The 25,130-nt window shown below is 61.6% G+C and carries 32 protein-coding genes; 17 read left to right on the forward strand and 15 right to left on the reverse strand.

The window, feature by feature from the left end; translation table 11 throughout:
• Nucleotides 1–44 precede the first annotated feature (44 nt).
• The gene (locus BDK61_RS11490; RefSeq protein WP_004956952.1) at nucleotides 45–1,469 is read right to left on the reverse strand and encodes a cytochrome-c peroxidase; all 1,425 of its coding nucleotides are present in this window, start codon (nucleotides 1,467–1,469) and stop codon (nucleotides 45–47) included.
• A gap of 145 nt (nucleotides 1,470–1,614) precedes the next feature.
• On the opposite strand from BDK61_RS11490, the gene BDK61_RS11495 reads away from it, so the two are divergent.
• Both BDK61_RS11495 and BDK61_RS23740 read left to right on the forward strand, forming a co-directional pair.
• Nucleotides 1,615–2,379, forward strand: coding sequence for a cytochrome c biogenesis protein (locus tag BDK61_RS11495; protein ID WP_004956955.1), 765 nt, complete (start codon nucleotides 1,615–1,617; stop codon nucleotides 2,377–2,379).
• Nucleotides 2,380–2,381: 2 nt separating this feature from the next.
• Complete coding sequence (locus BDK61_RS23740) at nucleotides 2,382–2,504, forward strand: hypothetical protein (protein WP_004956957.1); 123 nt, start codon at nucleotides 2,382–2,384, stop codon at nucleotides 2,502–2,504.
• Between the two features lie 38 nt (nucleotides 2,505–2,542).
• Here the strand turns inward: BDK61_RS23740 and BDK61_RS11500 are convergent, their stop codons facing one another.
• Together BDK61_RS11500 and BDK61_RS11505 are read right to left on the reverse strand one after the other, a co-directional pair.
• Nucleotides 2,543–4,072 carry a sulfite oxidase gene (locus BDK61_RS11500; RefSeq protein WP_121303289.1) on the reverse strand — a complete coding sequence of 510 codons (1,530 nt, stop codon included), beginning with the start codon at nucleotides 4,070–4,072 and terminating at the stop codon, nucleotides 2,543–2,545.
• Between the two features lie 14 nt (nucleotides 4,073–4,086).
• On the reverse strand, nucleotides 4,087–4,611 hold the full coding sequence (locus BDK61_RS11505; protein ID WP_121303290.1) for a cytochrome c maturation protein CcmE domain-containing protein: 525 nt from the start codon (nucleotides 4,609–4,611) through the stop codon (nucleotides 4,087–4,089).
• A 270-nt stretch (nucleotides 4,612–4,881) separates the two neighbouring features.
• Between BDK61_RS11505 and BDK61_RS11510 the strand changes: the two genes are divergently transcribed.
• Nucleotides 4,882–5,463: a halocyanin domain-containing protein gene (locus BDK61_RS11510; protein WP_121303291.1), complete on the forward strand. Its 582-nt coding sequence runs from the start codon at nucleotides 4,882–4,884 to the stop codon at nucleotides 5,461–5,463.
• 268 nt (nucleotides 5,464–5,731) lie between these two features.
• Here the strand turns inward: BDK61_RS11510 and BDK61_RS11515 are convergent, their stop codons facing one another.
• Nucleotides 5,732–6,883: a multicopper oxidase domain-containing protein gene (locus BDK61_RS11515; protein WP_004956964.1), complete on the reverse strand. Its 1,152-nt coding sequence runs from the start codon at nucleotides 6,881–6,883 to the stop codon at nucleotides 5,732–5,734.
• A gap of 211 nt (nucleotides 6,884–7,094) precedes the next feature.
• On the opposite strand from BDK61_RS11515, the gene BDK61_RS11520 reads away from it, so the two are divergent.
• The 3 genes from BDK61_RS11520 to BDK61_RS11530 all read left to right on the forward strand — a co-directional run bounded on the left by BDK61_RS11520 (nucleotide 7,095) and on the right by BDK61_RS11530 (nucleotide 8,224).
• Complete coding sequence (locus BDK61_RS11520; protein WP_004516178.1) at nucleotides 7,095–7,472, forward strand: helix-turn-helix domain-containing protein; 378 nt, start codon at nucleotides 7,095–7,097, stop codon at nucleotides 7,470–7,472.
• A 2-nt stretch (nucleotides 7,473–7,474) separates the two neighbouring features.
• On the forward strand, nucleotides 7,475–7,774 hold the full coding sequence (locus BDK61_RS11525) for a DUF7521 family protein (protein WP_121303292.1): 300 nt from the start codon (nucleotides 7,475–7,477) through the stop codon (nucleotides 7,772–7,774).
• Nucleotides 7,775–7,960: 186 nt separating this feature from the next.
• Nucleotides 7,961–8,224: a DUF7521 family protein gene (locus BDK61_RS11530; protein ID WP_004956968.1), complete on the forward strand. Its 264-nt coding sequence runs from the start codon at nucleotides 7,961–7,963 to the stop codon at nucleotides 8,222–8,224.
• A 1-nt stretch (nucleotide 8,225) separates the two neighbouring features.
• On the opposite strand, the gene BDK61_RS11535 is transcribed toward BDK61_RS11530, so the two are convergent.
• The gene (locus tag BDK61_RS11535; protein ID WP_121303293.1) at nucleotides 8,226–9,539 is read right to left on the reverse strand and encodes a hypothetical protein; all 1,314 of its coding nucleotides are present in this window, start codon (nucleotides 9,537–9,539) and stop codon (nucleotides 8,226–8,228) included.
• Between the two features lie 89 nt (nucleotides 9,540–9,628).
• Between BDK61_RS11535 and BDK61_RS11540 the strand changes: the two genes are divergently transcribed.
• Nucleotides 9,629–9,913 carry a DUF2249 domain-containing protein gene (locus tag BDK61_RS11540; RefSeq protein ID WP_049919043.1) on the forward strand — a complete coding sequence of 95 codons (285 nt, stop codon included), beginning with the start codon at nucleotides 9,629–9,631 and terminating at the stop codon, nucleotides 9,911–9,913.
• A complete protein-coding gene (locus BDK61_RS11545) occupies nucleotides 9,910–10,182 on the forward strand; it encodes a glutamyl-tRNA reductase (protein ID WP_004956974.1) in 273 nt (90 codons plus the stop codon). Before BDK61_RS11540 ends, BDK61_RS11545 begins: the two co-directional genes overlap by 4 nt.
• A gap of 79 nt (nucleotides 10,183–10,261) precedes the next feature.
• Here the strand turns inward: BDK61_RS11545 and BDK61_RS11550 are convergent, their stop codons facing one another.
• Nucleotides 10,262–10,579, reverse strand: a complete 318-nt coding sequence (locus tag BDK61_RS11550; protein WP_004956976.1) for a cupin domain-containing protein — start codon at nucleotides 10,577–10,579, stop codon at nucleotides 10,262–10,264.
• Nucleotides 10,576–10,809 (reverse strand): DUF2249 domain-containing protein, encoded by a 234-nt coding sequence (locus BDK61_RS11555; RefSeq protein ID WP_004956978.1) that lies wholly within the window; start codon nucleotides 10,807–10,809, stop codon nucleotides 10,576–10,578. The genes BDK61_RS11550 and BDK61_RS11555 overlap by 4 nt, the downstream gene beginning before the upstream one ends.
• A gap of 89 nt (nucleotides 10,810–10,898) precedes the next feature.
• Between BDK61_RS11555 and BDK61_RS11560 the strand changes: the two genes are divergently transcribed.
• Both BDK61_RS11560 and BDK61_RS11565 read left to right on the forward strand, forming a co-directional pair.
• Nucleotides 10,899–11,435: a hypothetical protein gene (locus BDK61_RS11560; protein ID WP_007187764.1), complete on the forward strand. Its 537-nt coding sequence runs from the start codon at nucleotides 10,899–10,901 to the stop codon at nucleotides 11,433–11,435.
• 311 nt (nucleotides 11,436–11,746) lie between these two features.
• Nucleotides 11,747–12,079, forward strand: coding sequence for a hypothetical protein (locus BDK61_RS11565; RefSeq protein WP_121303294.1), 333 nt, complete (start codon nucleotides 11,747–11,749; stop codon nucleotides 12,077–12,079).
• Between the two features lie 65 nt (nucleotides 12,080–12,144).
• Here the strand turns inward: BDK61_RS11565 and BDK61_RS11570 are convergent, their stop codons facing one another.
• A complete protein-coding gene (locus tag BDK61_RS11570) occupies nucleotides 12,145–12,510 on the reverse strand; it encodes a hypothetical protein (protein WP_004956984.1) in 366 nt (121 codons plus the stop codon).
• Nucleotides 12,511–12,839: 329 nt separating this feature from the next.
• Here BDK61_RS11570 and purL point away from each other — a divergent pair, with 329 nt between their 5' ends.
• Entirely contained in the window at nucleotides 12,840–15,002 is a 2,163-nt protein-coding gene (gene purL / locus BDK61_RS11575; RefSeq protein ID WP_121303295.1) for a phosphoribosylformylglycinamidine synthase subunit PurL, read from the forward strand.
• Nucleotides 15,003–15,087: 85 nt separating this feature from the next.
• Here purL and BDK61_RS11580 read toward each other — a convergent pair whose 3' ends face one another.
• The 3 genes from BDK61_RS11580 to BDK61_RS11590 form a co-directional block, all read right to left on the reverse strand.
• Nucleotides 15,088–16,305 carry a sensor histidine kinase gene (locus BDK61_RS11580; RefSeq protein WP_004956989.1) on the reverse strand — a complete coding sequence of 406 codons (1,218 nt, stop codon included), beginning with the start codon at nucleotides 16,303–16,305 and terminating at the stop codon, nucleotides 15,088–15,090.
• 3 nt (nucleotides 16,306–16,308) lie between these two features.
• Nucleotides 16,309–17,520 carry an FIST signal transduction protein gene (locus tag BDK61_RS11585; RefSeq protein WP_121303296.1) on the reverse strand — a complete coding sequence of 404 codons (1,212 nt, stop codon included), beginning with the start codon at nucleotides 17,518–17,520 and terminating at the stop codon, nucleotides 16,309–16,311.
• A gap of 93 nt (nucleotides 17,521–17,613) precedes the next feature.
• Complete coding sequence (locus BDK61_RS11590; RefSeq protein WP_049919044.1) at nucleotides 17,614–17,805, reverse strand: DUF7550 family protein; 192 nt, start codon at nucleotides 17,803–17,805, stop codon at nucleotides 17,614–17,616.
• A 116-nt stretch (nucleotides 17,806–17,921) separates the two neighbouring features.
• On the opposite strand from BDK61_RS11590, the gene hisF reads away from it, so the two are divergent.
• Both hisF and BDK61_RS11600 read left to right on the forward strand, forming a co-directional pair.
• On the forward strand, nucleotides 17,922–18,737 hold the full coding sequence (gene hisF / locus BDK61_RS11595; RefSeq protein ID WP_004956996.1) for an imidazole glycerol phosphate synthase subunit HisF: 816 nt from the start codon (nucleotides 17,922–17,924) through the stop codon (nucleotides 18,735–18,737).
• A 292-nt stretch (nucleotides 18,738–19,029) separates the two neighbouring features.
• On the forward strand, nucleotides 19,030–19,878 hold the full coding sequence (locus BDK61_RS11600; protein ID WP_121303297.1) for a hypothetical protein: 849 nt from the start codon (nucleotides 19,030–19,032) through the stop codon (nucleotides 19,876–19,878).
• A gap of 2 nt (nucleotides 19,879–19,880) precedes the next feature.
• Here the strand turns inward: BDK61_RS11600 and BDK61_RS11605 are convergent, their stop codons facing one another.
• From BDK61_RS11605 to BDK61_RS11615, 3 genes are all read right to left on the reverse strand, one after another.
• On the reverse strand, nucleotides 19,881–20,165 hold the full coding sequence (locus BDK61_RS11605; protein ID WP_004957000.1) for a DNA-directed RNA polymerase subunit L: 285 nt from the start codon (nucleotides 20,163–20,165) through the stop codon (nucleotides 19,881–19,883).
• Between the two features lie 83 nt (nucleotides 20,166–20,248).
• Nucleotides 20,249–20,560, reverse strand: a complete 312-nt coding sequence (locus BDK61_RS11610) for a C2H2-type zinc finger protein (protein WP_007187770.1) — start codon at nucleotides 20,558–20,560, stop codon at nucleotides 20,249–20,251.
• A complete protein-coding gene (locus BDK61_RS11615; RefSeq protein ID WP_121303298.1) occupies nucleotides 20,557–21,903 on the reverse strand; it encodes a hypothetical protein in 1,347 nt (448 codons plus the stop codon). The genes BDK61_RS11610 and BDK61_RS11615 overlap by 4 nt, the downstream gene beginning before the upstream one ends.
• Nucleotides 21,904–22,068: 165 nt before the next feature.
• Between BDK61_RS11615 and BDK61_RS11620 the strand changes: the two genes are divergently transcribed.
• From BDK61_RS11620 to BDK61_RS11630, 3 genes are read left to right on the forward strand one after another with little or no spacing between them, the layout of a single operon-like run.
• Nucleotides 22,069–22,932: a cytochrome c oxidase subunit 3 gene (locus BDK61_RS11620; protein ID WP_004957006.1), complete on the forward strand. Its 864-nt coding sequence runs from the start codon at nucleotides 22,069–22,071 to the stop codon at nucleotides 22,930–22,932.
• Nucleotides 22,933–22,974: 42 nt separating this feature from the next.
• Nucleotides 22,975–23,217 carry a DUF7385 family protein gene (locus tag BDK61_RS11625; protein ID WP_004957007.1) on the forward strand — a complete coding sequence of 81 codons (243 nt, stop codon included), beginning with the start codon at nucleotides 22,975–22,977 and terminating at the stop codon, nucleotides 23,215–23,217.
• A gap of 54 nt (nucleotides 23,218–23,271) precedes the next feature.
• Nucleotides 23,272–23,493 (forward strand): hypothetical protein, encoded by a 222-nt coding sequence (locus BDK61_RS11630; RefSeq protein WP_244209768.1) that lies wholly within the window; start codon nucleotides 23,272–23,274, stop codon nucleotides 23,491–23,493.
• A gap of 8 nt (nucleotides 23,494–23,501) precedes the next feature.
• Here BDK61_RS11630 and BDK61_RS11635 read toward each other — a convergent pair whose 3' ends face one another.
• The gene (locus BDK61_RS11635; protein ID WP_121302489.1) at nucleotides 23,502–24,494 is read right to left on the reverse strand and encodes a transposase; all 993 of its coding nucleotides are present in this window, start codon (nucleotides 24,492–24,494) and stop codon (nucleotides 23,502–23,504) included.
• A gap of 38 nt (nucleotides 24,495–24,532) precedes the next feature.
• On the opposite strand from BDK61_RS11635, the gene BDK61_RS11640 reads away from it, so the two are divergent.
• The gene (locus tag BDK61_RS11640) at nucleotides 24,533–24,976 is read left to right on the forward strand and encodes a PGF-CTERM sorting domain-containing protein (RefSeq protein WP_244209770.1); all 444 of its coding nucleotides are present in this window, start codon (nucleotides 24,533–24,535) and stop codon (nucleotides 24,974–24,976) included.
• The last annotated feature ends 154 nt before the right edge of the window (nucleotides 24,977–25,130 follow it).

Here is a 25,130-nt window from a genome sequence, read left to right on the forward strand (position 1 = left end):
GACTGTGTCAAAATATGTGATGCCAGAAAGGCTGTCGATTCCTGTTACCGCTTGCGCTGGGCGTACGCCACAGCAAGGAGCGCGATGAGTAACGCCGCGGCCATCATGAACGCGGCGGCACTGGTCGGGGAACTCCCGTCGCTGCTACCGCCGCTGACCCCTGCCTGCTGTGGTTCCGCTGTCTGCTGTGCTGCGGCCGTCTCTGCGGGCGTTCCGACCGAAGCAGCGTCGTCAGTGTCCGGCGCAGATGCGTCGCCCGCATCTTCGGGGAGCATCGGCTCGCCGCCACTCCGGGACGGGATACGCGGCATTTGCTGCTCGGGGTACTGTCCGGTGAGGCTGGTCATGAACGCGGTGACGTTCTCGGCCTGCTGGTCGGAGATATTCTGGCCGACCTGACAGGACGCCATCACCTTCGTCGCGTTCTCTAGCGTCCGGACCTGACCGTTGTGGAAGTACGGCGCTGTGTGCTCGACGTTCCGGAGCGTCGGAACCTTGAACATATGCTCGTCACTGCTGTCACCGGTCACTCCGGCGCGCCCGGAGTCAGCGTACAGGTTGTATCGGTCGATGTACTGGTCACACTGCGGGTTCGAACCCTGGTAGACGCCTAGCTTCTGGTAGTATCCGTTTCCGTTCTCCATCTGCCACTGCGGGCCGTTGAACGCGGGCCCGGAGTGACAGCCCTGACAGCCCAGCTCTTTGAACGTCTCCATCCCGTTGAGCTGCCGTTCGGTCAGGGCGTCCTCGTCGCCTCTGACGTACCGGTCGTACGAGCTGTTCGGCGTGATGAGCGTCCGCTCGTACGCGGCGATCGCGTCGACGGTGTTGTTGAGCGTGACCGGGTCCTCACCGCCGTAGACATCTTCGTACAGCTCAACGTAGCCCTCGTTGTTACGTATCTTCTCCATCGCCGCCTCGGAGGTCGGCATCCCCATCTCGACGCCTGCGGTGATGGGACCTTTTGCCTGCGCTTCAAGCGTGTCGGCGCGGCCGTCCCAGAACTGAGTGCTCATGAACACGGCGTTCCACACCGTCGGCGAGTTGCGCGGCCCGGTCTGGCCGTGGACACCGCGACCGACAGTTCGGCTGCCGTCGCCACCTTCCATCACGTTGTGGCAGGTGTTACAGGAGATAGAGCCGGTGTCAGAGAGGCGCGGATCGAAGAACAGTTTCTTCCCGAGTTCGATCTTTGCCTCTGTGTCATTTGGCTTCCGGACTTCCTCATAGGACGGCAGCGGCTGACTGGTTGGTGGTTCGACGGGTAAATCGGACGTCTCGTTGCTACTCTGATTACTCGTCTGTGCGGTCTGTTGCGCTGTCTCGTCAAGCGTGTCGCTCACTGCTTCACCTGACGGCCCCCCATCCACAGCACCGACGGTGCTTACAATAGGTCCGCCAATCAACAGTAGCGACATGCCAACGACGAAGACGGCGCGAGCCAACGGCTGTCGCGACATATACCGCATATGTTCCCTAGCCCTCTTAAAATGGAGCGGTAAATATTCAGGGAGGGGATACTTAAAGCAGACAAGCGCAGTCTATCGGTTCCCGGTCTGTGGTTGATTGAGAATCCGCACAACAGTTTTTTGTTTGGCCTCAAGAACTGAGCGTATGAACGTATTGTCACGGCTCGAAACCCGCGGGATTCCGTATCTCCGCGCGTTGTTTCAGTCTAGCAGTATCAAGTACTTGACCCTTCTCGCTGGGGTCGCATCGCTGGGGAGCATCTTCGGCATGGCGTCAGATTCGATGTACGGCGTCAGCAATCAGATCAACCTGATTGCGTACTGGCATATCGGTCTGGCGACGGCCGCAGCGGTTGCGCTCACAGTGACATTCCTCGGGTGTGCCCTTTATCTGGCGACCGAGACGCCGTTCTGGGAGTTCCTCGCCCATTCGTCGGGCGAAGTCGGGTTCCTGATGGTCACACTGACGCTGGTGACCGGGAGCGTCTGGGGGAAAGTTATCTGGAACAGCTGGTGGGAGTGGACTGACATCCGTCTGGTCACGTTCCTCGTCATCTGGTTCATCTACGCGGGCTACCTGCTCATCTACTCCGCCGGCGGGGATTCTGCCTCTCTCAAGCGCATTACGTCGGTGTACGGCATCGTCGGGTTCGTGACTGTGCCGCTCTCGTATCTGTCCACGCGGCTCTGGACGCCCACGTTCCACCGACCGACGACCGGGAATCCGGACGCGGACGCGACGATTACAGTCCCGGCGTTACTCCTTTCCATCGCGGCACTCCTGCTCGTCTATCTCTACCTCGTCGGGTCCCGGGTACAGCTACGCGAACTCAAACGTCGGGTCAACTACGCCCGCCGCGACCGGACGCTCGACGACCACGCGATGGGGCCGAGCCAGGGGGGTGATTGAAGATGGAACCCCTCCTTCTGGTCGGCTACAGCGCGGTCTTTCTGGCACTCATCATGTACGTCGGCTATCTCCGTAACCAAGTCACGGCGCTCGAAGAACAGATTTCGGAACTCGTCGATCAGTAACGCAGCTCCCGTCCCGGTTGACCGGGCCGAGCCAGTTTTTACAACTGGACGCTCAAATCGAGCCGACTCCAGCCGGTCGCGCCGTCCGGGAACGGACTTGAGCGCACGCGTGTCTGCTCCGCTCCGGTCCCGTCGATTGCTTTCGCAATGACAGTGTAGCTGGAGCGTTCGGGCTGCCATTCGTACTTCCATTGCCGCCAGGTGTCCGGGTCCGGTAGTTGGTCCGATAGCGTCGCCGTGTCCCACGTTTCGCCACCATCGAGTGAGACAAGCACCGCCCGTATTCCATCTGTTCCGGCATAGGCGTGTCCACCGAGCTGGACCCGCCCGTCGGAAAGACGGTTACTCGTGCTGATTTTGACGACCGTATTGACTGTTCCCATCCCGTTCCAGCCTCGTTCTTCCCAGTAGCCGCTCTCCGACTGGTCGACGACCTCGATCTCGTCGAGCCACTTCACGTTGAGTTTGCCCCACCGGTTAGGAAGCAGCGCGCGGACCGGGAACCCGTGCTGGCGCGGGAGTTGGTTCTCGTTCATCCCGTAGGCCAGCATCGCGTCCGAAAGCATCGACATCGGCATCGAGTAGTAGTAATCGTCGGCCGCGCGGAAGACGACGTGGCTTCCGTTCGCGCCGGCTTCGGAGAGGAGGTCCATGAGCGAACAGCCCGTCCAGAGGGCGGTCCCGATCTGCTCGCCGTCGACCGGGTCGCCCAGACAGCGGAGCGTTTTGAACCGGGTGATCGTTTCTCGCTGTCTGAGGTCTTCGTATGTAAACTCTCGCTCCGTCTCGACGTTGCCGGTGACTGAGAGCGTCCAGCTATCCGCCTCGACAGTCGGCGGACGGGGGTTGATATCGACGGTGAAAAACGAATCCGTCGTGTCGACCAGGCCGGTCATCCCCTCGACATCGAACGACCGGTCGGCGGCCGTGGCGAGGCGCTGTTCAACCGGGTTAGACTCGTCTTCACGTTCTGATGACGATGTCGAGAGGTCCTCTGTCTGGGACCCGCTACCCTGCACGAATCCGACAGCGTGCGCGACGACGTTGTAAGCCCCGAGTCCGGCGAGGGTCTTTACGAACGCACGTCTGTCATCAGGGGTCGCCGGCTGCCCGTTGCTGTTGTCGGTCGAGCGTGCAATCACCAGCCCGGTCCCGATTGTCCCGGCGGCGGCAGGTACGATGGCGGGCAGCGGTGCCCAGACAGTAGCGGCGACGAACACCCAGACGGCAAGCAGCGATAGCACCATGCCACCGATGTTCGGAGCCCCTTCGACAAGCCGCTCACCTGTCCGAAAGCCAGCGTAGCTGACCGCACCAGTGACCCCGGCCAGTGCGATTCCGAACACGAGGAGAGCAAGCGAAAACGACAGGTCGCCGAAGTTCCAGATAATCGAGGCGACTACTGAGCTCGGGAGGATGTCCAGCGCGGTTCGGCTCGCCGCGATGATGACGAACTCCCGAGACGTCCCGTACAGTGCGAACGAGGTCCCCACAACCGAGACCCCGCTGGTGAAGACAGTGATTGCACGGCGGGACCGTCCCTGAAAAACCTCAGACGTCTCACTCATGGATCATAACGTGGTTATTGTACCGGCCGTGCCGCGACTACTTGCTCGCTGTTTGTCCCGTTATCGCTTGACACGTTGCCGTATGCCGTCACGTTCTCGTGGCCCGTGACGTTCGCGTGGGTACCGTTCATCGACTCGTATTTCGTGGCGTCGTACTCCGTTGAGTTGTTATGACCTGCTGGGTGTTCACCTTCGTGTGCGCGAATGGACAGCGACTCAGCCTCGACTACGCTTCCGTTGTAGTACCCCTTCGCAACGACTGTCCGCCCGACGGACATCGTTTCCGGCATCGGGCCGTCATAGACGACAGGAACCGATTCGTTCTCGTCAGTGACATTGAAAGACAGTTGATCGTTTGTCTGTTCGATATCGATGACGATTCCTTCGAGGTTTACTCTGTCTCCGTTGTATTCGTTGGTGTCCGTTATCTTCGTTGGCGTCGTAAACTCGGCAGCACCACCCATCGTGGTGACGGCCATCGCCCCGAACAGTACCGGAATTAACACACCGCCGACGAGTAGTCGTGTCTTCGTTTGCATAGATGATCGTGCGATAGTGTGGCGTCACGGTCAGACCGTTCGGTCACAGCGCAGTTCGTGTACTCGTGTGAGTCCATGATGGCTACAGGAGTTTGTAACTACCGAACGCGTACGCACCCTTGTTCATGCGTAGGCATACGAACGGTTTCAGTAGCCCAGCCCGTTCCCAGCTCCTGAGAACACACGCGGCTATTATCGCCCCGAACATATTCACTTCCTCATGACCAACATGGTCGCGTGACGCGTCGGGCGGAACGCAATTCGATACCTATGACTGAGACAGACGATCTTGACAGACGTCGGTTCATCGCGAGTATCGGCACAGTGGTTGCAGGAGCATCTATCGCTGGGTGTGCCGCACCTGGGACAACCTCAAGTGGGGGCGAGCAGTCACCGAGCGCCGAAACCGAGGCGGATGCCAGTACGGAGACGGCCGCGCCAACGGAGACGGCGACCGCTACGGAAACGGAGGCTGCGGCGTCTGGGAGCGGGGACGTCCCATCGTCAGTGTCATCGTATCTCAGCGACACGAGTAACTTCGACGGCAGTGTGGCCGACGCGACCGATCAAGACTCCGTCACGGTGGATGTCGGCGCATCGGGGAACAACGGGAACTTCGCGTACGCCCCGGCCGCAATCGAGGTTTCGACCGGGACAACGGTGCAATGGGAGTGGACCGGCAAGGGGGCCGCACACAACGTCGTAGCGGAAGACGAGACGTTCAATTCCGGGTCCTCAGCTAGTGGAACAGGCGTCAAGTTCGAGTACACCTTCGAGGAAACCGGCGTGTACAACTACTACTGTACGCCCCACAAGGCACTCGGGATGAAAGGCAGCGTCATCGTCCGGTAACGCCATATCGGCTGTCGGGCTGAACTACAGACCTGTTCGACTTTTTTCGAACGTAGCATCCCACCGACGGAGCGATGGTGCCCGTGTCTTGCGAACATTCGCTCCCAACTCAGGACAGGAGCCACATTCCGATGATTTCCGGCGCGGCCGGAACACAAACGCTCACTCAGCCACACTACACCGGACCAGTGTGACCTAGTTCCACCTGTGGGGCTGGGATGTCTGATAAAAGCCGCTTCGACGCGAATCGACACGCGGGGTCGCCGTCTTACGCTTCGTAGCCGGCGTAGTCCATCAGCTGTTTGAAGATGTCGGTGTCCATCGCCTCCTTGTAGACGACACCAGTGATCATCCCACCGGGGTACGCGGTCCCGTTCATCGCGTGACTGACCTTGTGACAGTGTGCGAGGTAGATGCCGGGATCAGCGTCGGCTTCGAACTCAATCGTGTGCCGACCGGCGGGCGGGATGCTGGTGATATCCTGGTCGTGGCGGGCGGCTTCCGGAATCTTCCCGCCGTCCTTGTGGGTCACTTGGAAGCGGTGGTTGTGGATGTGCATCGGGTGATCCATGTACCCGTTGTTGCACATGTGGATGCGCACCGTATCACCTTGCTCGACGATGATCGGCGAGCCATCTTCCGGGTGGAGCGTCCGGGGTGCCGACTTGCCGTTGACCGTGAACGTGTCAGGGCGGCGGTTGCGAACGTCGTAGTTGGCGTCCATGCCGGCCATCTGCTGGTTCAGCCGGGAGTCCCACTCCTTCAGCGTCATGAAGTACTCCTTGTCGGCCGGCTCGTACCCCTTCGGGTCGACGCGGAAGATACCGTACATCCCCATGTCAATATGGCGATGGGTCTGGTAGTGGCAGTGGTAGAGATGGGTGCCCGTCACGTTCGCGGGGATCGTGTAGGTGTGTTTCTCGCCGGGGTCGATGCGGATGCCCGTGGTCGTCGGGACGCCGTCGTCTTCCCACTGCTTCTGGACGGCGTGGAAGTGGACCGTATGCGGGCGCATACCGTCCGTGTTGTCGAACGTGACCTCCATGTCCTCGCCCTCCGTCGTCCGGAGAATCGGACCGGGGACGCTCGGTTCGCCGTCGTCGGCCTTGAACGCCCACACCTTTGGCAGTTCGACCGGGCCGCCCATCGATTTGCCGGGATGGGCCTCGTGTTTGGCGGGAACGGAGGACAGCGTCACTTCGCCACCCTGCTCGTCAACGTTGACGATCTCCGGGGGAGACGTGGTCGGGAGGTCCCCCTCGGACTGTGCTGGGGTCGTACTGGCGTCGACTGACTCTTCGGTTGGAACCTCACCCGGCGCGGTACAGCCCGCAAGCGCCACCGTGCCACCGAGGCCGGAGGCTTTCACGAAGTCACGACGGGAGATGCCCGATCCGGGTGCGCCGATCTGGTCTTCCATAAGCAACTGGGGCTAAGACACCACAGTATAAACCCCCAAAGCCAGTTCTCAGGCCGGCAGAACCGTTCTCAGTTACTGGGAACCGGGGCACGGTTACAGATAAGTCCCCCATATATTGCGTGCTGTGTGGCGGAAACGTCGGCTGTATCGGGCGGTAAGCGCTCCGAAGTCGGTTACATTAAACGTCTTGGGCGGGCAGTTTCGGGCAAGGATGGTCCGGGACCCCTTCGCTGACGAGGAGACGCCGGAGTTACAGGCGGTCCTCGACGCACTCGACGATGAGGACTGTCGCGCCATTGTCAGCGTACTGGAGGAACCGTTGACGGCGAGCGAGATATCCGACCGGAGCGGCGTACCGCTATCGACGACCTACCGAAAGCTCGAATTACTGACGGAATCCTCGTTGCTGTACGAGGGCGTTGAGGTCCGGTCGGACGGCCAACACGCCAGCCGATACGCGATTGATTTCGAGGAGGTCGTCATCAGTCTCGACGAGGAACTGTCGCTCACCGTCGACATCTCACACCGCGCTCGAACGCCGGACCAACGACTCGAAAACCTCTGGTCTGAGGTGCGAAAGGAGACATAACCATGGTACACATCCCAAGTTCACAGGTCGGCATCGTCGTCTCGAAGACACTGATCCTCATTCTTGGCGGACTGATAACGTACTACTCGTATCAGGCGTACAGCCGGACGAAAAGCCCCCAGCACAAGTGGCTCACATACGGGTTTGGGGTAGTGACCCTCGGTGCGTTTGCCGGCGGCGCTCTGGATATCGTTGTCGGCAGGTTTCTCGGGCAGGAACTGCTTCCCGTGAGCGTATTTACGTCGAGTTCGCTGACGGCCATCGGCCTGGGCATCATCCTGTACTCGCTGTACGTTCGGTAGCGAGTCCGTAGCGCACCCGCGCGGCAGACTTTTGATCTCTTACGTCTCGATTTTTTCGAGCGGGCAACGTCCGTGTCGCGTCGTGACAGTGGTATTCTCACCGACTGGAAACGCTACGGACGGTATATTTAGCAGGACGTGTCAATCAGAGTCATGCTTGGAGCGAACGCAGTGTTGTTAATCGGAATGAAAACAGTCACGCTGTTCTGTGGCGTGATACTGACAACGTTGACTTACCGCGCGTACCGCCGTACTCAGGCACCGGCGATGCGAGCGCTCTGTCTCGGAATCGGGTTCGTCACACTGGGCGCAATACTCGGCGGCAGCCTGCACCAGCTTGTCGGGCTGCCGGTGGCACAGAGCGTCACTGTTGAGGAACTGTTTACCGCTGCTGGGTTCTTTATTCTGACCTACTCGCTGTATACGGACCAGCCGACCACGCCAACTTGAGTCACGAGTCCTTGGCGGACGTGTGTTCACGACCGGTCAGCAGTGTTGGCAGCGATTGTGGGCTATGCGCAACGAGGACAGCGACGAGGTTGCCCGCGAACAGCAGCGTCCCGAAAAACGCGAAAATCCCGGCGACCAGCGCCGTGCCGTCCGGTGTCGCAAACCACTGATTGCTCGCGAGGAGGGCGTACGCAATAGTCACTGCAACACCATCTACCGCCGCGATGCGGTGGTCGTACAGGTCATCGACCATCGGAACGTCCTCGAAGCCGAGGCGGTCGCTGTACCGGTGGACCCAGATGATGAACGGGACGACGTGATACAGCGTCCCGAAGACGACAAAGCCGATGCCGCCGACGAGTAGCGCTGTCGACGGCTGACCGAGCAGCCCGGTGTACGCGAGCGGGTCGTTCCACCACGCGACCACCGTCAGCCCTGCCCAGAGAAACAGCGACAGCGCCGCGACGCTATAGCGGGTCAGCATCGGCGACCACTCGACACGCGCACCGACGAGCTGTCGCGCCAGAAGCACCGCCACCGCGCCGAGACCAGCAGCGACGAGAACTGCGCCGAGCCGGGCCAGAACGGGAGAGCCGACCAGGCGACCACCGGCCAACGCAAGAACGCCCAGCGGATAGACGGCCGTTTCAGCCCGCTGGACCGCCGCGTCGATTCTGCCGGTGTCTGCCTGCGTGAACATCGGAGCGAGCTGTGCCAGTGCGCCCGCGACAGTCGTCAGGACCGCGCCGAACACGGCGAGTGTTCCATGGGCAAGCAAGAGGCCCTGTCGGCCGATTCCCAGCAGCGGGAGGACGCCGACGGCGTGGTCCATTGCCAGCACGAACCCGGCGGCCGTCACGAGGGCGAAAAATACCAGCGCCCAGCCGAAATGAATCGCCGTGACATCGGGCGCTGCAGCGAGTAGCGTCCGACCGATGTTGTAACAGAGAGTCCAGACCCCGACCAGCGCGAACGCTCCGGCGACCGGTAAGATGGCGGGGGTGGCTGTCAGGAACGCAGCCGCCAGCCCCGCGAACCCGACCGCAGCGAGCGGTAACTGCACAGCAGCAAGGCGGCGGGAATGGAGTTCGATTCCGCACCAGACCGGGACAAACTGTGTCAGCGCACCCATAATCGTGAGACAGACCCACCCCGCAAGCAGGAGGTGGACCTGCGCAAGGTGGCCGGCCCGCCCCTCGACGACGCCAACGGAGACACCAGCGACCAGAAACGCCAGTGCGACGACGAAATGACGCAGCGGGACCGTCATTGGCGGTGCGGCGTCTGCGTCCACGTCAGCAGGTATTCCGCTCATTGTTGTCTACTACGACCCTGTCCTTGCTGGCAATGTGGCCGAATATGTTCGGGAAAACAGTCGGCCCGGTCACAGCCAAACGGGAACACATGACGGCGAACCACCAGCCAACAGCGCAAACCGCAGCCCTGATTTCGGAAACGGATGCGCCCGATGACGCGCCGATGGAACGGCTTGATGTGCAGTCGCTCGGGCCACCGAAGCCACTCAAGCAGACACTAGAGCGGCTTGCGGAGTTGAACGATGACACCATCCTCGTCCAGTTCAACGACCGCGCCCCGCAGCATCTCTACCCGAAACTCAAGGACAGAGGCTACGACTTCGAAAGTGTTGAGACCGACGACGCGACAGTGACAATCATCTGGCGCAGATGAGTCGGAACACAGAGCCACCTGTCGACGTCGACGAAGCGATCGCTCGGATCGACAGCCGAGGAGCGAAGATTCAGCGGGAGCAACTCGAACGGACGCTGTCACAGCTACAGACTGATGGCGAACTAACGGCTGACCAGCGGCTCGTCGTTGAGGAACTGAGCGAACGACTCGTCGAGCGACTGCTCGCTGTCCCTCGAGCGAGTCTACGGGACGCGGCGAGGAGTTCGGACGACGAACGGATCGAAACAGCGCTCTCACTGTTCGAGTGATGCTGGGCTACACTCCCGTGAATAATATTGGTCTTCCGGGGGCGCACATAGCTGTACGAAGGTACAGCCGGTAGTGAGCCTATTCCGACGACGCTGCGAGCACTAGCAGTGCCTCGCTGTCCGCCGTTGCAGCGGGAGAGATGTCCTGGTCACCGTCAAACCGAACGACGTCTCCGGGCGAGAGTGACAGCGTCTCGTCGCCAAGCGTCAGGTCCACGGCGCCCGAACGGAGGAGGAACACGATGTCCCGATCGGGATGCGTGTGAGGCGGAATCGACTCGCCTGCATCGAGCGTCAACTGGATGGTTTTTGGCTCCCCGTCGAACAGTCTGGTCCGACCGTCCGAATCGCCGTCGAGTGTCGCTCGCTCCGTTTCTGCGGCGGTCGATTCGCTCATTGCTTTGGGAGGTCGGCGATATACTTCTGTGGGCCGTCCTGCTCGCACTGGTAGTTCGCCGCGTCGAACGCCTCGACTTCGGCTTGCAACTCGTAGAACAGCGGCTTTGGCTCGTGGTCGTTGATAATTCGAAGCGTCTCCCCGGCGGACAGCGCCTCAAAGGAGTCGTGTATCTTGGCGTGTCGTTCCGCCGGCGGCGTTTCCCGCAGGTCGAGTGTGGTTGCTGGCATCACCTGCGTGTTTACTGGGAGCTGTGGAGGGGGTTCCCCCGAACACGTTCGGGAGTAAGGCCTGATGTCTACCGCGTGTTCTACTCAATATGAGCCTTCTCTCCGGCCTCCGTGGCGGCTCAGATGTCGGGTTCGATAGCTACGGGACGTTCGTTCCCGAACGTAACCCGGACCCCGGTCCGTTCCTGTCTGAGACCGCAGTACTGACCGGCGACGACCACGCCACTTTCCACCGCCTCACGATGGATTTGTTCGACGAGCGCGGCGTGTACGACATGACCTTCGGGTACAACCTCGCACGGCTAAACCTCGACCACCGGCACCCAGACGCGGGCTTCCGCTACGGCCGTGAAACGGACGACAGCAGTGTACTCAGAGCGGAGTTCACGCCGACGACCGAGTTCTGCCCCCAGAGCGACACGCTGACTGTCGGCGCGTTCCGCGCCTGGAACGGGCTGTCGGACCGCCACGAGTACGACCGTGTCCGTGTCCGCGTGAGTCCGAACCATCACCAGAGCGCGAGCATCAATGATAAACTCCAGCAACTCGAGACGCGGTACCGGCAAACCGGCGAACTGCAGACGGACGGTGGAGATGAAGCGTCCGACGACAGCGTGCCGTTCTGACAGCGGACAGTCATCGCAGTAGCGCTTTCCGTGTACTCACATCGAGACAATCTCTGGGTAGATGGTCGGCCCGGGACTCACACTGCCGCAATACTGTGGGAGTGAACCGCCTGTCTTGACGGCTGAAGACATGGAAACCATTATACGGTTTGCTGGGCGACATGTCATATACTGAGTCAACTGGGTGGGACATCGGTGGCTTGGTGGGACAGTGGAGGCCTCCTCCACGACAAAAGCAACAAACTATCAGAAAACGATGAGACCGGGTTACTTCCAGCGTGGTGTCGCGGCGGGCCGGAGGCAGAGCTGAGATGAGTAGCGGTATCTTCCGAGATGCGGACGGGACCTACAACAAGCGGCTTCTTGGACTGGTTCTGCTCCTTCTACTCGCCGTCATCGGTGCTGGCGTCGGGACCCTTGGTCTCACCGACAGCAGCGACTCGGCCCCCGACCAGCCCACCACCGAGATGACGCCCAGCCCGACAGAATCGACACCAACAGAGACACCGGACGGAACTGACTCCACACCGACCGAAAGCGGCGGCAGTGGCTCGCCACCGCCGAGTTCGCTCCTCACCGAAACCCCGACATCGGCCCCCAACCAGTCGGCCGGGAACACTACCAGCAACACGACGGCTGAATAGTCTGGCAACGACTGAGACTTCTTGCTTGCGCCTCCGCTCCGAAGCACCACGCCCGTGAGGGCCTTTCAGGAGAACAGGAGCGTGAGATTGAACCCGGTCACGGCGAGCCCCAGCACCGTCAGGAGAGCCGGCGGCCCGTAGTAGAGCAGCGGGTCCTCCTCCAGCACGCCGCCCCAGATGCTCAGGCCGAGACAGCAGTAGATAACGAGGAGTTTGAGTCCGAGGAAGCCGCCGCCGCCAAACGACTGGATCGCCCACCGAATCGCTGGATTCGCCTCGGTGAACGTCGGGACGAAGTAGACGATGGCGATAGTGGTGACCACGTCGCCGACGCCGTAGGTCGCCAGCGCCACCGCCCACACACTGGAGAAGGACCGGCTGGAGAAGGAACTCCCCTCCAGTGTCAGCCAGTCACCATCGCCAGCACCCATACTGCATTCGGGTATGGCTAGCGGCCATATATACTGCGAGGGCCAGTTATCTGATTTGAAAAGGAGAGAGATATGGGCTCTCCAGAGATTTTGAGGTAATTGTACGCGGGATAGCTATTCTAAAGACCAATATTGTCCCTCCTGAAAGTCCATAGCCGATGCCGGTGCCCACTCGTATTCAGCTGTGAGTCTCAGCTATGGGCGGTGTGTCGGGTTGTTGAACAGGCGCTCGCCTCGACAGGTGCGAGTTGTGTGCTGCCGGACGTTCGCGTCCTGCCAGCGCGGGTGCATGGAAAGGGACTTATCTTGTGGGCGGCCACAAGGAGGTAATGAGCCTGTCCGACGCGGACCACGAACTCGTGGTCGAGGAGATCGGTCGGGAGCCGACACGGGCGGAGGCCGCTCTCTTCGAGAACCTCTGGAGCGAACACTGCGCGTATCGCTCCTCTCGCCCCCTGCTGTCGGCGTTCGACTCCGAAGGCGATCAGGTCGTCATCGGCCCCGGCGACGACGCAGCCGTCGTCTCCCTGCCGTCCCACGGCGACGGCGAGGAGATGTACATCACGATGGGTGTCGAGTCCCACAACCACCCGTCCTACGTCGACCCGTTCGACGGGGCAGCGACCGGCGTGGGCGGTATCGTCCGCGACACACTGTCGATGGGGGCCTACCCCATCGCGCTGGCCGACTGTCTGTACTTCGGCGACTTTGACCGGGAGCACTCCCGCTATCTCTTCGAGGGCGTCGTCGAGGGTATCTCCCACTACGGGAACTGCATCGGCGTTCCAACTGTCACCGGGGGCGTCGCCTTCCACGACGACTACGAGGGGAACCCGCTCGTGAACGTGTCCTGTATCGGCCTGCTGGAGCCCGAGCGGACCATCACTGCCGAAGCCCAGGAGCCGGGCAACAAGCTCGTTCTCGTCGGCAACGCGACGGGGCGAGACGGGCTCGGCGGGGCGTCCTTCGCCAGCGAGGACCTCGCGGAGGACGCTGAAACGGAGGACCGACCGGCCGTGCAGGTCGGCGACCCGTACGCGGAGAAGCTACTCGTCGAGTGCAACGAGGCGCTGCTGGACGAGGAACTCGTCGAGTCGGCCCGCGACCTTGGGGCCGCTGGCCTCGGCGGCGCGTCGTCCGAACTGGTCGCCAAGGGCGGTCTCGGTGCACGTATCGAACTCGACCGCGTCCACGAGCGCGAGCCCAACATGAACGCCATGGAGTACCTGCTCGCCGAGAGTCAGGAACGGATGGTGTACGAGGTCGCGCCCGAGGACGTCGACCGCGTGGCCGAACTCGCCGAGCGGTTCGACCTCGGCTGTTCGGTCATCGGCGAACTCACCGAGCCAGGCACGAACTACGTCTGCACGTTCGAGGACGAGACGGTCGTCGACGTGGACGCGGAGTTCCTCGGTGAGGGCGCGCCGATGAACGACCTGCCCAGCGACGCGCCGCCGAGACAGGAACGAGACCTGCCAACGGTCGCGCTGGAGGAAGCCTTCGAGGAGATCGTCAGCAGCCCGAACTGCGCCTCGAAGCGATGGGTGTACCGCCAGTACGACCACGAGGTGCAGGTCCGCACGAGCGTCCTGCCCGGCGACGACGCCGCACTGCTCGCCATCCGTGAGGCCGGGACCGGACTGGCGTTCTCTGCCGGCGCGGACCCCAACTGGACCGACGCCGCGCCGTACGAAGGTGCACGCGCCGTCGCGCTGGAAAACGCCACGAACGTCGCCGCGAAGGGCGCGACACCCCATGCGGCTGTGGACTGTCTGAACGGCGGCAACCCCGAGAAGCCTGACGTGTACGGCGGCTTCAAAGGCATTGTTGACGGCCTGGCGGACATGTGCAGCGACCTTGACGTGCCGGTGGTCGGGGGGAACGTCTCCTTGTACAACGATTCCCAGGACGGACCGATTCCCCCCACACCGACGCTCGCGCTGGTCGGCGTCAAGGAGGGCTACGATGCCCCGCCGCTGTCGCTGTCCGGCGAGGGAACGCTCGTCGTCGTCGGGGACACCGCACTGGAAGGTGAGACCGACCCGCGTCTGGGCGGGTCCGAGTACACCGCGCAGTTCGGCGGGACCGACCGCTTCCCCGCCCTCCCGGCGGACTCGTCTGAGGTCATCGAAACCATCGCCGAGGTCGCCGACGCCGACCACGTGCTGGCAAGCCACGACGTGAGCCACGGCGGCCTCGCGGTAACGCTGGCCGAGATGGTCCACGAGGACGCCGGTGCGTCGGTCGGAATCGGGACCACCGAGCACGGCACCCCGGCTCGACTCCTGTTCAACGAGCGGCCCGGCCGAGTCGTGTTCGAGACGACCGACCCGGCGGCGGTCCGGGAGGCCTTCGACGGCGTCGCCCCAGTGACGGAACTGGGCGAGGCGAACGACTCGAACGGACTCGATATTACGGTCAACGACGAGACGCTGGCGTACAACGCTGCGGACATCGCTGACCTGCGGTCGGTCATCGACGACGAACTATAGTAACAATTGGAACGATTTACACACCGATCGCAGTGCCGTCCTGCGATTGGGTGTGTAATGACTTGCAATGGCTACTATAGCCTGATTACCAGCGGATATCGAACCGCGCACCGCCCATTTCGCTCTCAGAGACTGCGACCGACCAGCCGTGCGCTTCAGCGATGCTCTGAACGATTGACAGGCCGAACCCTGTCCCATCCGAGTTCGTTGAGTAGCCGTGTTCGAACACCAGCTCACGGTCGTCTGGTGGAATGCCAGGGCCGTCGTCCGCGATAGAGAACCCGTTCTGCTCGTGTGCCTCGGGCGCGGAAACGACAACGGTGCATTCCGCGCCGGCGTGCTCGATGGCGTTCCGGTAGAGATTCTCGAATAGCTGCTGGAGGCGCTCTGAGTCCGCCTCGATGACCGCTTCAGTTTCGACCGTGAGCGTTGCGTCCTCAGTTTCGACCTGTTGCCATGCGTCGGCTGCGACGGTTTCGATGGGGACGCTTGCGGTTTCTCCGACGACGCGCCCCTGCCGAGCGAGCGTCAGGGTGTCATCGAGGATCCGTGTCATCCGCTCATGTGCCGCAGCGACCTCCTGTAGCCCCTCCTGAACAGCCGCATCCTCGGTGTCATTGAGCAGGAGGTGGGTGCGGCCGGATGCGACGTTCAACGGGTTCCGAAGGTCGTGGCTGACGATACTGACAAACTCGTCGAGGCGCTCGTTCTGGTGTTTCAGCTGTTGTTCGCGGCGCTTTCGTTCAGTGATATCGGTGTATATCCCGTACCCTTCCAGCTGACTGCTGTCATGCGTGACAATAGTGCTCCGGAACAGGTAGGTCCGGACCTCCCCTGATGCAGTCATCCGTCTGACCTCTTGCTCTGACTGGCCGGTCTGTTCCCACCAGTCTGCCCTGATAACCTCGGCGTCGGCTCCGGGCGGCGCGAGGAGTGCCCGAAGCTCCGTTCCGACTGCATCCGTCCGGTCGTAGCCGAACGAGTCCGCGAACGCTTCGTTGATCGACTTGACGTACGGTTCTCGTTGTTTAAACTCGACGACAACAGCCGGGTTAGGGATATTCCCAAGAAGCGCGTCAAACCGTTCTTGTGCCGCCAGTTGTACGCGGAGCTCACTCGCGACGAGCGCGATATATCCCTCGTTGTTGTGCTGGATTATATCACAGATGTCCTGTGCATCCGTGCCGTCTATCTCCGTTTCGCCACCAATACCGAGGTCAGCCATTGCGTCGTCAACGATAGCCGACGCCTTTTCGATACCAACCGTTTCTGCGAACTTTGAAACGAGCCCTGTTCGATTCATCTGTTACTCCGGCAGTGCAAAGAGCACTGTTGTCGTGTTGTGAAAGCCGCTGAGTTGCCCAGCTTGCATGCACAGCTCCCCGTACGTCTCGAATCCAGCGACTGGGGCCGACAGGGTCGATGTGATCCCATCGACAGCCGATGAAAACGCGTCGTCGAAAAGAATCTGACGGCACGCACAGTCGTAGACGAACGCGCCAGCGATATTCCCGTCACACAGCGAAACAGCGTCTGCAGCAGCCTGCTCAGCGGACGCGATCTGGTCCGCTCTGTTGCCATGCATTATACGGAGGACAGTCCCCTCCGGAATATCAATGGCGAACTGCAGTGCGCCAGTCTCTTCAATCGCAGTCCGGGGCCAGCGTATCTTGTAGGTCTCGCCCTGGTCGATACCGAACAGGTATGCGACCATGAGCTTCCTGAGCTCCGCTGAACCGACTGGGACATCATCGACCGCTATTCCTGTTCTCTCCGCAACGTGGTCTCGAACAGCGTCTTTCCACACTTCAAACGCTGGTTCACCGTTGAGTTCGTGAACCACATTTCCGGAGACATCGGTTACCTCCCACGGCTCTGAGATGGGGGTGTGCCCGTGGTTGACGGTAATGACCGGACGCTTTTTCCCGGAGATGAGCACGAGAACGACTGCGTCCTCAACAACCGACGCATCGCAAAACACTGGCGTCGATTCCATTCGGAGACCGTCAGACGCCGCCCCACCTGCAAATTCGACATAGGGGCCAAGCCGTCGCTGGACCGACAGCGACAACTGTTCACCGACGCCTGCGAGCCCATCGTGGAGGACAAGCGCTGACTGGTATGGTTCCTCGATGTTTTCCGGAAGCGACCGGACGGCGTCTCTGACAGCCCCGCGGGTGTTCTCGCTGAGACCGGTGGCGAGGGCCGTATCGAACCGGAACGAGTCACTGGTAACGAGTGTGACTGCCACGCCGGCGTCCATCGCTCGCTCTTCGGTGAACGTACCGCCGGCCGTACAGCCGACAACGGCTGTCTCATCGTCGACAAGGGCAGTTACGCCCGCCAGAACGGCTTCAGCATCGAACCCAGTGCTGGAAAACACCTGACAAAAGTCCACCCGATCGGCATCCAGTCGGTCACGAGCAGTGCTGGTCGCCTCTCGGCCAGCACGCCGACCAGTGGTCGCCACTGACGTTCCTGTTGCGACCACCGTACTCGCGTCCGACTGGGACGGCATAGTACAACAGTTGTTGGCGTGGAAACCTATATACTCTCCCCAGAAGTATCAGATCTGATATTCATGCTGGCCGCCGTGGTCATGCCAATTCGATCAGGCAAGCGCCAGCGCGATGCCGAAGGTAAGCACCAGTCCGACCAGCAGTACGCCGAGCCCCGTGCCGACTTGAGACATCGTGAACGAGCTCTGTGGGGCCGTCGACCGAAGCGGCGGTTCTCGCGCGGGCAGTTCGACGTGTTCTGGGTCGTAATCCGGCCGGTCCTCCTCGTGGTGGTCGTCTGCCATGGTTGGTGCTTCTGAGGCGCCATACGTGTAGCTGTCGGATTCCCACCGTATATCGGCCAGACACTTGCACCAGTCGAAACGGTCAAACGGCGTTGCGTCGAACCCACAGGTATCGAATGACGCTTACGAAACGGATCATCCCCTGTATCGACGTGGACGTGGACGAGAACGGGGACGCGGCGGTGTACACAGGAGTCAACTTCGAGGATCTGGAGTACACCGGCGACCCGGTGGAGATGGCAAAGGCCTACAACGAGTCCGGCGCCGACGAGTTCGTCTTTCTGGACATCACTGCCTCCGCTGAGGGACGCGAAACGATGCTTGATACTGTCTCGGCCGTGGCCGACGAGGTGTTCATCCCGCTGACCGTCGGCGGCGGTATCCGTACCCGTGCCGACATCAAGGAGACGCTCCGGGCTGGCGCAGATAAGGTGTCGATCAACTCCGGCGCTATCGCCGAACCCGACCTCATCAATGAGGGCGCGGCGGCCTTCGGGAGCCAGTGTATCGTCATCTCCGTCGACGCCCGTCGGCGCTTCGACGAGGAGGGCGAGCACTACACCGAGGTCGACGGCGAGTCCTGCTGGTTCGAATGCACGGTCAAGGGCGGCCGCGAAGGGACCGGACTGGATGTCATCGAATGGGCCACCGAGGCCGAAGAGCGCGGCGCGGGCGAACTGTTCGTCAACTCCATCGACGCCGACGGGACCAAGGATGGCTACGACATCCCGCTGATGAAAGCCGTCTGTGACACCGTTTCGACGCCTGTCATCGCCTCCTCAGGCTGTGGTAGTCCGGAAGACATGGAGGAAGTGTTCGTCGACGCAGGCGCGGACGCCGGCCTCGCCGCCTCTATCTTCCACTTCGGCGAGTACTCTATCGCCGAGACCAAGGAGTATCTCGACAGCAAGGGGATTCCGGTCCGACTGTAACGCCGTCTCCGGCTTGGGGTCGCAATAGTAAACACACGTACCTGTCTCTCTGTATGCCGCAGTTTGCCCGACGCCTCAGATAGCATCGGTTTTCTCCGCGCCCCAAGGTTCCATGTCAGTTCTCACTGTTTGCGGGCATATCTTTTTTAGCTACTGGCAGGACCTGTCCACAGGGTGGATTGTATCTGTCGAGCCAACTGACCGACCGACTGCGGGGGACCGTCCCCAGAAAACCGCGGCACTGTGGCCTGGCATCGGGCAGGTTTTATTCGCCCACCACGGAGAATCAACAATGAAATGGCGGTGTGAATGGTGTGGCAAACCCCACGAGGAGAACGACCCGCCGTGTGATAACTGCGGCCACGGTTCTTTTGAGGAGGCCGTGACGCAGGTCAACGAAGAGGTCGTCGAGGGTGGGCCCAGATGGGTCTGTCTGGACTGCGGTCGCCAGCATCAGAAGAACTCTCCGCCGTGCAAACGCTGTGGCGGGAGTAACTTCGAGCGACGAGTGGGGCCACCGGAAGACGACCCGCTCGATGACATACAGACCGGCTGGCTGGACGTACTCGAGACGAAGTATGTGATCGGCTACGCCGCCGTAGCAGTGTTGCTCGGGCTCATCGGACTCGCCGCTGTGGGCGGCATCACGCTGCCGGGCTTTGCCGCTGAAACTCCCGCTGGTCCACCGCCGATTGCGTCCCCTGCTGGAAGCGGCGACACGGTTAACTCGTTCTCGATTGCCGATGTCGAGGACACATACCTTGACGTGTACAATGTCCGGCGGTCGGGCGTCGGCGGCGGGACCGTTTCGCGGAACGCGACCATCGACGACGCTGCAGCCTACTACAACAAGGGCCGTGTCGATGCGAGGTACGACAATGCGGAGCGGCCCACGCGGGAGGGCGTGTCCCGATTCGACCTCCCCTGTGAACGCCCAGTCGTGGTCAGCTATGAGGTGGCCTACGACCGAACACCACAGTCGCTCGACCAGTTCCAGAATGAGACGGCGCTGGCGACCGCACTCGTCGACAGCTACCTCGAGCGGGGCAACAGAATCCAGCGAGCGGACACCGGACTGGTTGGCCTCGACATCCACGTTGGTCCGGACGAACGCGTGTTCGTCACGTACATACTCTGTTAGAATTACGCGGCGGCTTCGAACGCGTCCGTGAAGTTGTCTGCTTTTTCGATGACGGCGTCGGTTCCGTCTTCGAGGGCCTCCAGCGCGTCGACGCCCTCCTCGGTCTTGATGGTCAGGACCGGGTCCGTCTGGCCACCGGACTGTTCCGGGTTCACGTCGTAGGTCGCCGCCGTGACGCCCTCTGTCTCCAGTAGCGCTCCCTTGATCACGTTCATGAACGTGTGGTCCTCACCGGCGATTTCGATAGAGAGTTCCGTGTCGGATTTGTCGATAACGCGAAGGTCCATACCCACTGTTTGGTCACCTGCGACCCATCAACGCTTCGCTTCCCGTCCGTAGTCGTCAGAGATGCCTCGAAAACGAGTGAAGTTCACACGAGCGCGTACACCATCAGGAAACCAAAGTAGATGAGCACGAGTGCGCCCAGTGCCTGGAGTCGGAACGTCGAAAGCGACTCTTCCTCCTCGTCGTGGGCTACCCGGAAGGCCTCGACCTCCTCGTCGTCGAGTTCGTTGGGATGGGCTAGGCCGCGGTGGAGCGCGAGCCAGGACTCGCGGGCGAACGGCCGGCCGCAGTACGAACAGCTGTAGGCCGTGGCGTCGGCCGGGACATCGTAGGCTGCTTCGTCGTCAGTACTTGTCGCTGCCGTATCGGCCGCTGGTTGGGTTGCTGTGTCAGTCATAGATGTGGGAGTGCCACCTCCGGCTGGGAGACGACCCAGAGGCTCGTCATCGTGTAGAACACCATGACCGCGATGAAGGGATACTGCGACCGAATCGCCTGCAGTCGCGCGGGAAAGAGGTCGTATGCGGCGGCGTGGGCCACCCAGATAGCGACCAAGTGACCGACGATGACCGACGCGAGCGCAACCGCGCCGAACCACGCCGGCAGGTCGATGGTCGGCACTACTGCCGGGTCCGCAAACGGCGACGTGAGCGCGACGGCCAGCGATGGGGCGAGCACGAGGAAGTACCCGAGGTAGTGCGCGAAGTGGTAGCCAACGGCGATAGCGACGAGCGGCGGCGCGAACCGCTGTGCGAGAACCGCTGGGGCCAGATACGTATCCGACATATCGCGGGAAAGCCGGACCGCGAGCCGATACACGCCGAGGAAGCCGGCGAAGCCGAGCCCGAGCGCGACTGGATACAGGAGGTGCGGCGGGACGCCGGCGTCGACGGTCGGCGTCGTCAGGTCGCGCCAGGCCGGCGTCGTGACCAACCCGTCGTAGGTCGTGACCCACAACAGGGCGACCACGAAGGCGACTTCGTCCGGGCCGTCGACCAGCCGCGGCGTCGAGAGGTCCATGCCGGGAAGCCGAAGTCGAAGGCCGTCCTCGTCGCGGCCGATAGGCGCAAAGCGACCGTAGTAGCGGAACACCCGCTCCACCGGGTCAGCGTGGGCGAACCAGTCGTCGGGTCCGAACACGAGTGCGCCTGCAATTGTCAGCACGGTGTATCCGGCGACAACCGACGCAAGCAGTCGCGGCTGGTCGGCGAGCGGGCTGACGACCTCGACCCATACCAGCACGAGCAACCCACCGACGGCAGGCCACGACCCGACGCGGGCAGGGTAACTGCGGTTGAGCGACGGGAGGAGTTTGGCGAGCGTCTTGAACGGGTTGAGCGTCGCCCAGCTGTTGCCCACGAGGTACGTCGTCATCGCGAGCCCGGCCCACCAGCCGACCCAGACGAGCAGTATTGCGAGATTCGTCCGGGCGTTCGTCGGTCCGAAGAAGCCCACGACGAACACCGCGGCGAGTCCGCCGAGCCCAACGAGTTGCCCAGCGAGCCGTAGGATGCCTTCGAAACCACCCGACAGCGGACGGCCCCAGTTGTGGATGCGCTCCACGAACGTCCGGTCGGTGACGAACGACGCCAGCAAGAACGACGCGCCGACAGCCGCACCACCGGTACTCAGGAAGAGCCACGTCGGTATCGTCAGCGACTCGCGGCCGCCGCCGGCGAGACTGCCGCCGTGTGCGCTTGCCGTCCCCGTCGCGGCCAGCCAGCCCAGTCCGCACACCACCAGCGCGACCGTACGACGCCTCCCAGATGTCATCGTCGGCAGTTGGGCCTTCGCCCTCGTGTAGCTTCCGGGATGTGGGCGAGCCACTCCTCGCCTGGGCTGGAGGCGGAACGCACCGCAGGGAATTGGATGGGCTTTTAGTATTCCGTTCGCAAGGGCCCTAGTATGAGTGTCTCCGATGAACACGCGGACGACGGGCACGGGGAGCATCACCTCCCGGCGACGGAGGACTGGCCCCACGGGTTCGGTGAGGCCAGCTGGTGGCCCTTTGTGACGGCAATCGGTGGTTCGGGCATCTACGTCAGCGCGGCCCTGCTCGTGCTCTCGATGGGCGAAAACGCACTTGTCAGCCAGACGGTCGGGGCGGGAGCGATGGCCGGGAGTGTCGGCCTCTTCCTCGTCGGCATCTACGGCTGGCTGTACCACGCCTTCGTCTCGGACTTCTGGGAGCGCGGGACGGACTACCACTCGGACAAGACGCTGAAGTTCGCCATGCTGCTGTTCCTTGGGAGCGAAATCGCCACCTTCGGCGCTGGCTTCGTCTACTACTTCATCGTTCGTGGCGGCGAGGTCTGGACACAGGCGGCCGTTCCTGAGGTGTTCGGCTCACTCGTGATCGTCAATACGCTGCTTCTGATCGCCAGTTCGGTGACGCTGCACTACAGTCACATCGCGCTCCGGAGCGGGAACCGGAGCCGGTTCCTGAAGCTGCTGGGCGCGACGCTGCTACTGGGAATCGTCTTCATCGGCGGCCAGGTGTACGAGTACTACGAATTCATCGTTCACAAGGGCTTCAGCATCGGCGGCGGCATCTACGGGTCCGCATTCTACGGGCTGACGGGCCTCCACGGCCTCCACGTCACGATGGGTGCTGTCCTTCTGGGTATCGTCTTTATTCGCGGGTACTACGGTCAGTACTCGGCTGAACGGCACACCTCCGTCTCGACGGCATCGATGTACTGGCACTTCGTCGACATCGTCTGGATCTTCCTCGTCGTCGTGCTCTATATGGGCGCGAACCTGGTGTAGGTCGCCGACGAGTTTTAGACGGCCGCCACTCGTTTCACACGCATGGACCGGCTAGATGTCAGCGGGAGCTTCGACGTACACGAGTACCGACACGGGCTCAAGCTGCTGAAAGACGACCGCGGGACGATGACGCTGTCGAACCGGAAGGGGTTCGCCTGTCCGGCCTGTGGCAACGAGTTCGAGACGCTCTTTATCAGCGAAAAGCGGACGAACACCTTTGGAGACCCCGGGTCGCCCTTCTGTCTGGTTCGGACTGACGACCAGCTACTGGTCCTGACACATTGAGCCGTGTCGACCCCGGTAACAAGGCTTATGCCAGCCCATCCGATTCGGTGAGGTATGCATCGGATTGTCCCTGCGATTGGTCTTGCTGCTCTCGTCGTTCTCTCCGGGTGTGTGACAGCGACGGTTGACTCAACAGTGGCCGCGGACGGCACTGTTTCGGAGTACGACCTGACCCTCGAAATGTCCCCATCTGTGTACGACGGCCTGCAGAGCCAGGCCCAGCAGGAGGGCTATGACTCGGTCGAAGGCTACCTTCTGGCCGAGAGCGTGTCATAGAATCCATCTCATAGCATCTCACAGCCCGGCTCGTTTCCTCGCTCGTAGTTGGTGATTGCAACGACGAGCCGTAGGCAGAGCGCAACGAACACTTCTGTTCGAGCGTGGACGCGGCCTCGGGCGCGGACGTGCCCGAGGCCGCAGTCCTTGACGGCATCGTTAGTTCGTTCGACTCCTATCCGGTGGTTGTACGTCTCGTCCAAGATGGACTGTTTGAGCAGAACTTCCTCACTGTGTTCGGTGATACGATCTTCGACCCTATACTCGATATCGAGCGGATCGTCGGTATTTCGCGGGTTGTACGGGGCAATTGGCACGACCCCTGCGGCCAGCAGGTGGTCGTGCCAATCGAGGATATCGTATGCGCTGTCTCCAAGCATCCAGATGGGTGTATCGACGGCGAGCGCGTCACACGTGACGCGCATCGCCGTCTCTTGATCCGCTTGTTTGCTCTGTGTGAACTCCGCTGCTATCGGAATCTTTGGACCGGTCGAGACGATCGTACAGCCGAAGCCGTAGTAGTGTTCCTCAGCTGTTGGGTCGTAGTTCCACGAGGCGGCGTCGTTGTACTGGACCGCTTCGATGTGGGTTGAGTCGATGGAGTACGTCGAGTCGAGCAGGCCCCGGCAGGCGGCCTGCTCGACGAGTCTCTTGAAGACATCATCGATGACGTGTTCGAGATCGGTAAGAAACCGGTCAACTGTGTCTCTGGATGGTGGTTTGTCGAGTCCGCAGTAGTACCAGACGAGGCTGTGCTGGAGTTCTCGTGTGACTGGACGTGTGCCGTATACATCCTTGTAGTAGCAGTGTAGAAAGCCGCGAAAGAGGTCTGGTGGCTCATGGACTCGTGTTCGCCCCCGCCCCGAGGGGGCGAACACGTCGTACTCCAGCAGAAACTCGAACTCAAGATGCTCGAACAGCGGTACTGTCTCGGTAGCCGCCGCATTCAAGAAGTCGTTAACCGAACCTACGTCCTGCAGGGTCGCGGTTGTGTTGGACACACTTTCCGCACCCTGCTGCTTTGCATGTGGCGCTTTCTATGACACGCTCGGCCGACGTAAATACCAGTCGGATGTCGAACTACACGTACGACCAAGAACTGGAGGGTGAGAACGTCACACTCTCGATGACATTCACGGACTGGAACCCCGGCCCGGAAAGCGACGTGTCGGTCAACGCTAGCGGGGGCAACGTCACGTACGAAGACCGGACGTTCGTCACTGCGAACGAAGATACTGATGTGGCCTTCGGCAACGGTGTCGCGGTCGAGTATCAGCTGACAATGCCCGCTGACATCTCGTCCTCGAACGCTGATATCGTTCAGAACGAGACCGCTGTCTGGGAATACGCGGCTGACGAACCGGTCGACGAACCGATCCGCGCGACCAGCCCCGCGCCGTCGTCGGCCTTCGGCCCCGGAATGGGGATTCCTGTCGCCGTTGTGGCGCTGCTCGGGGCCGCACTGCTGGCCAGTCGAGACTGAGTAGCTGAGAGCGTCCCGCACGCATTGTTTTTCCCCCCAGCGTCGACAGACTCTGGCCGGGTGGCTAATACAGTTCTAAATGTTGCAACGAGCGATACCGCTAATATATCCGATATTTTGTAATGCGGGTTTATTGTCGTTTCGTCCGGATACA

Origin of the sequence: Haloarcula quadrata (assembly GCF_003634715.1) — an archaeon.
In the GTDB taxonomy this organism is placed as follows: Archaea; Halobacteriota; Halobacteria; order Halobacteriales; family Haloarculaceae; genus Haloarcula; species Haloarcula marismortui.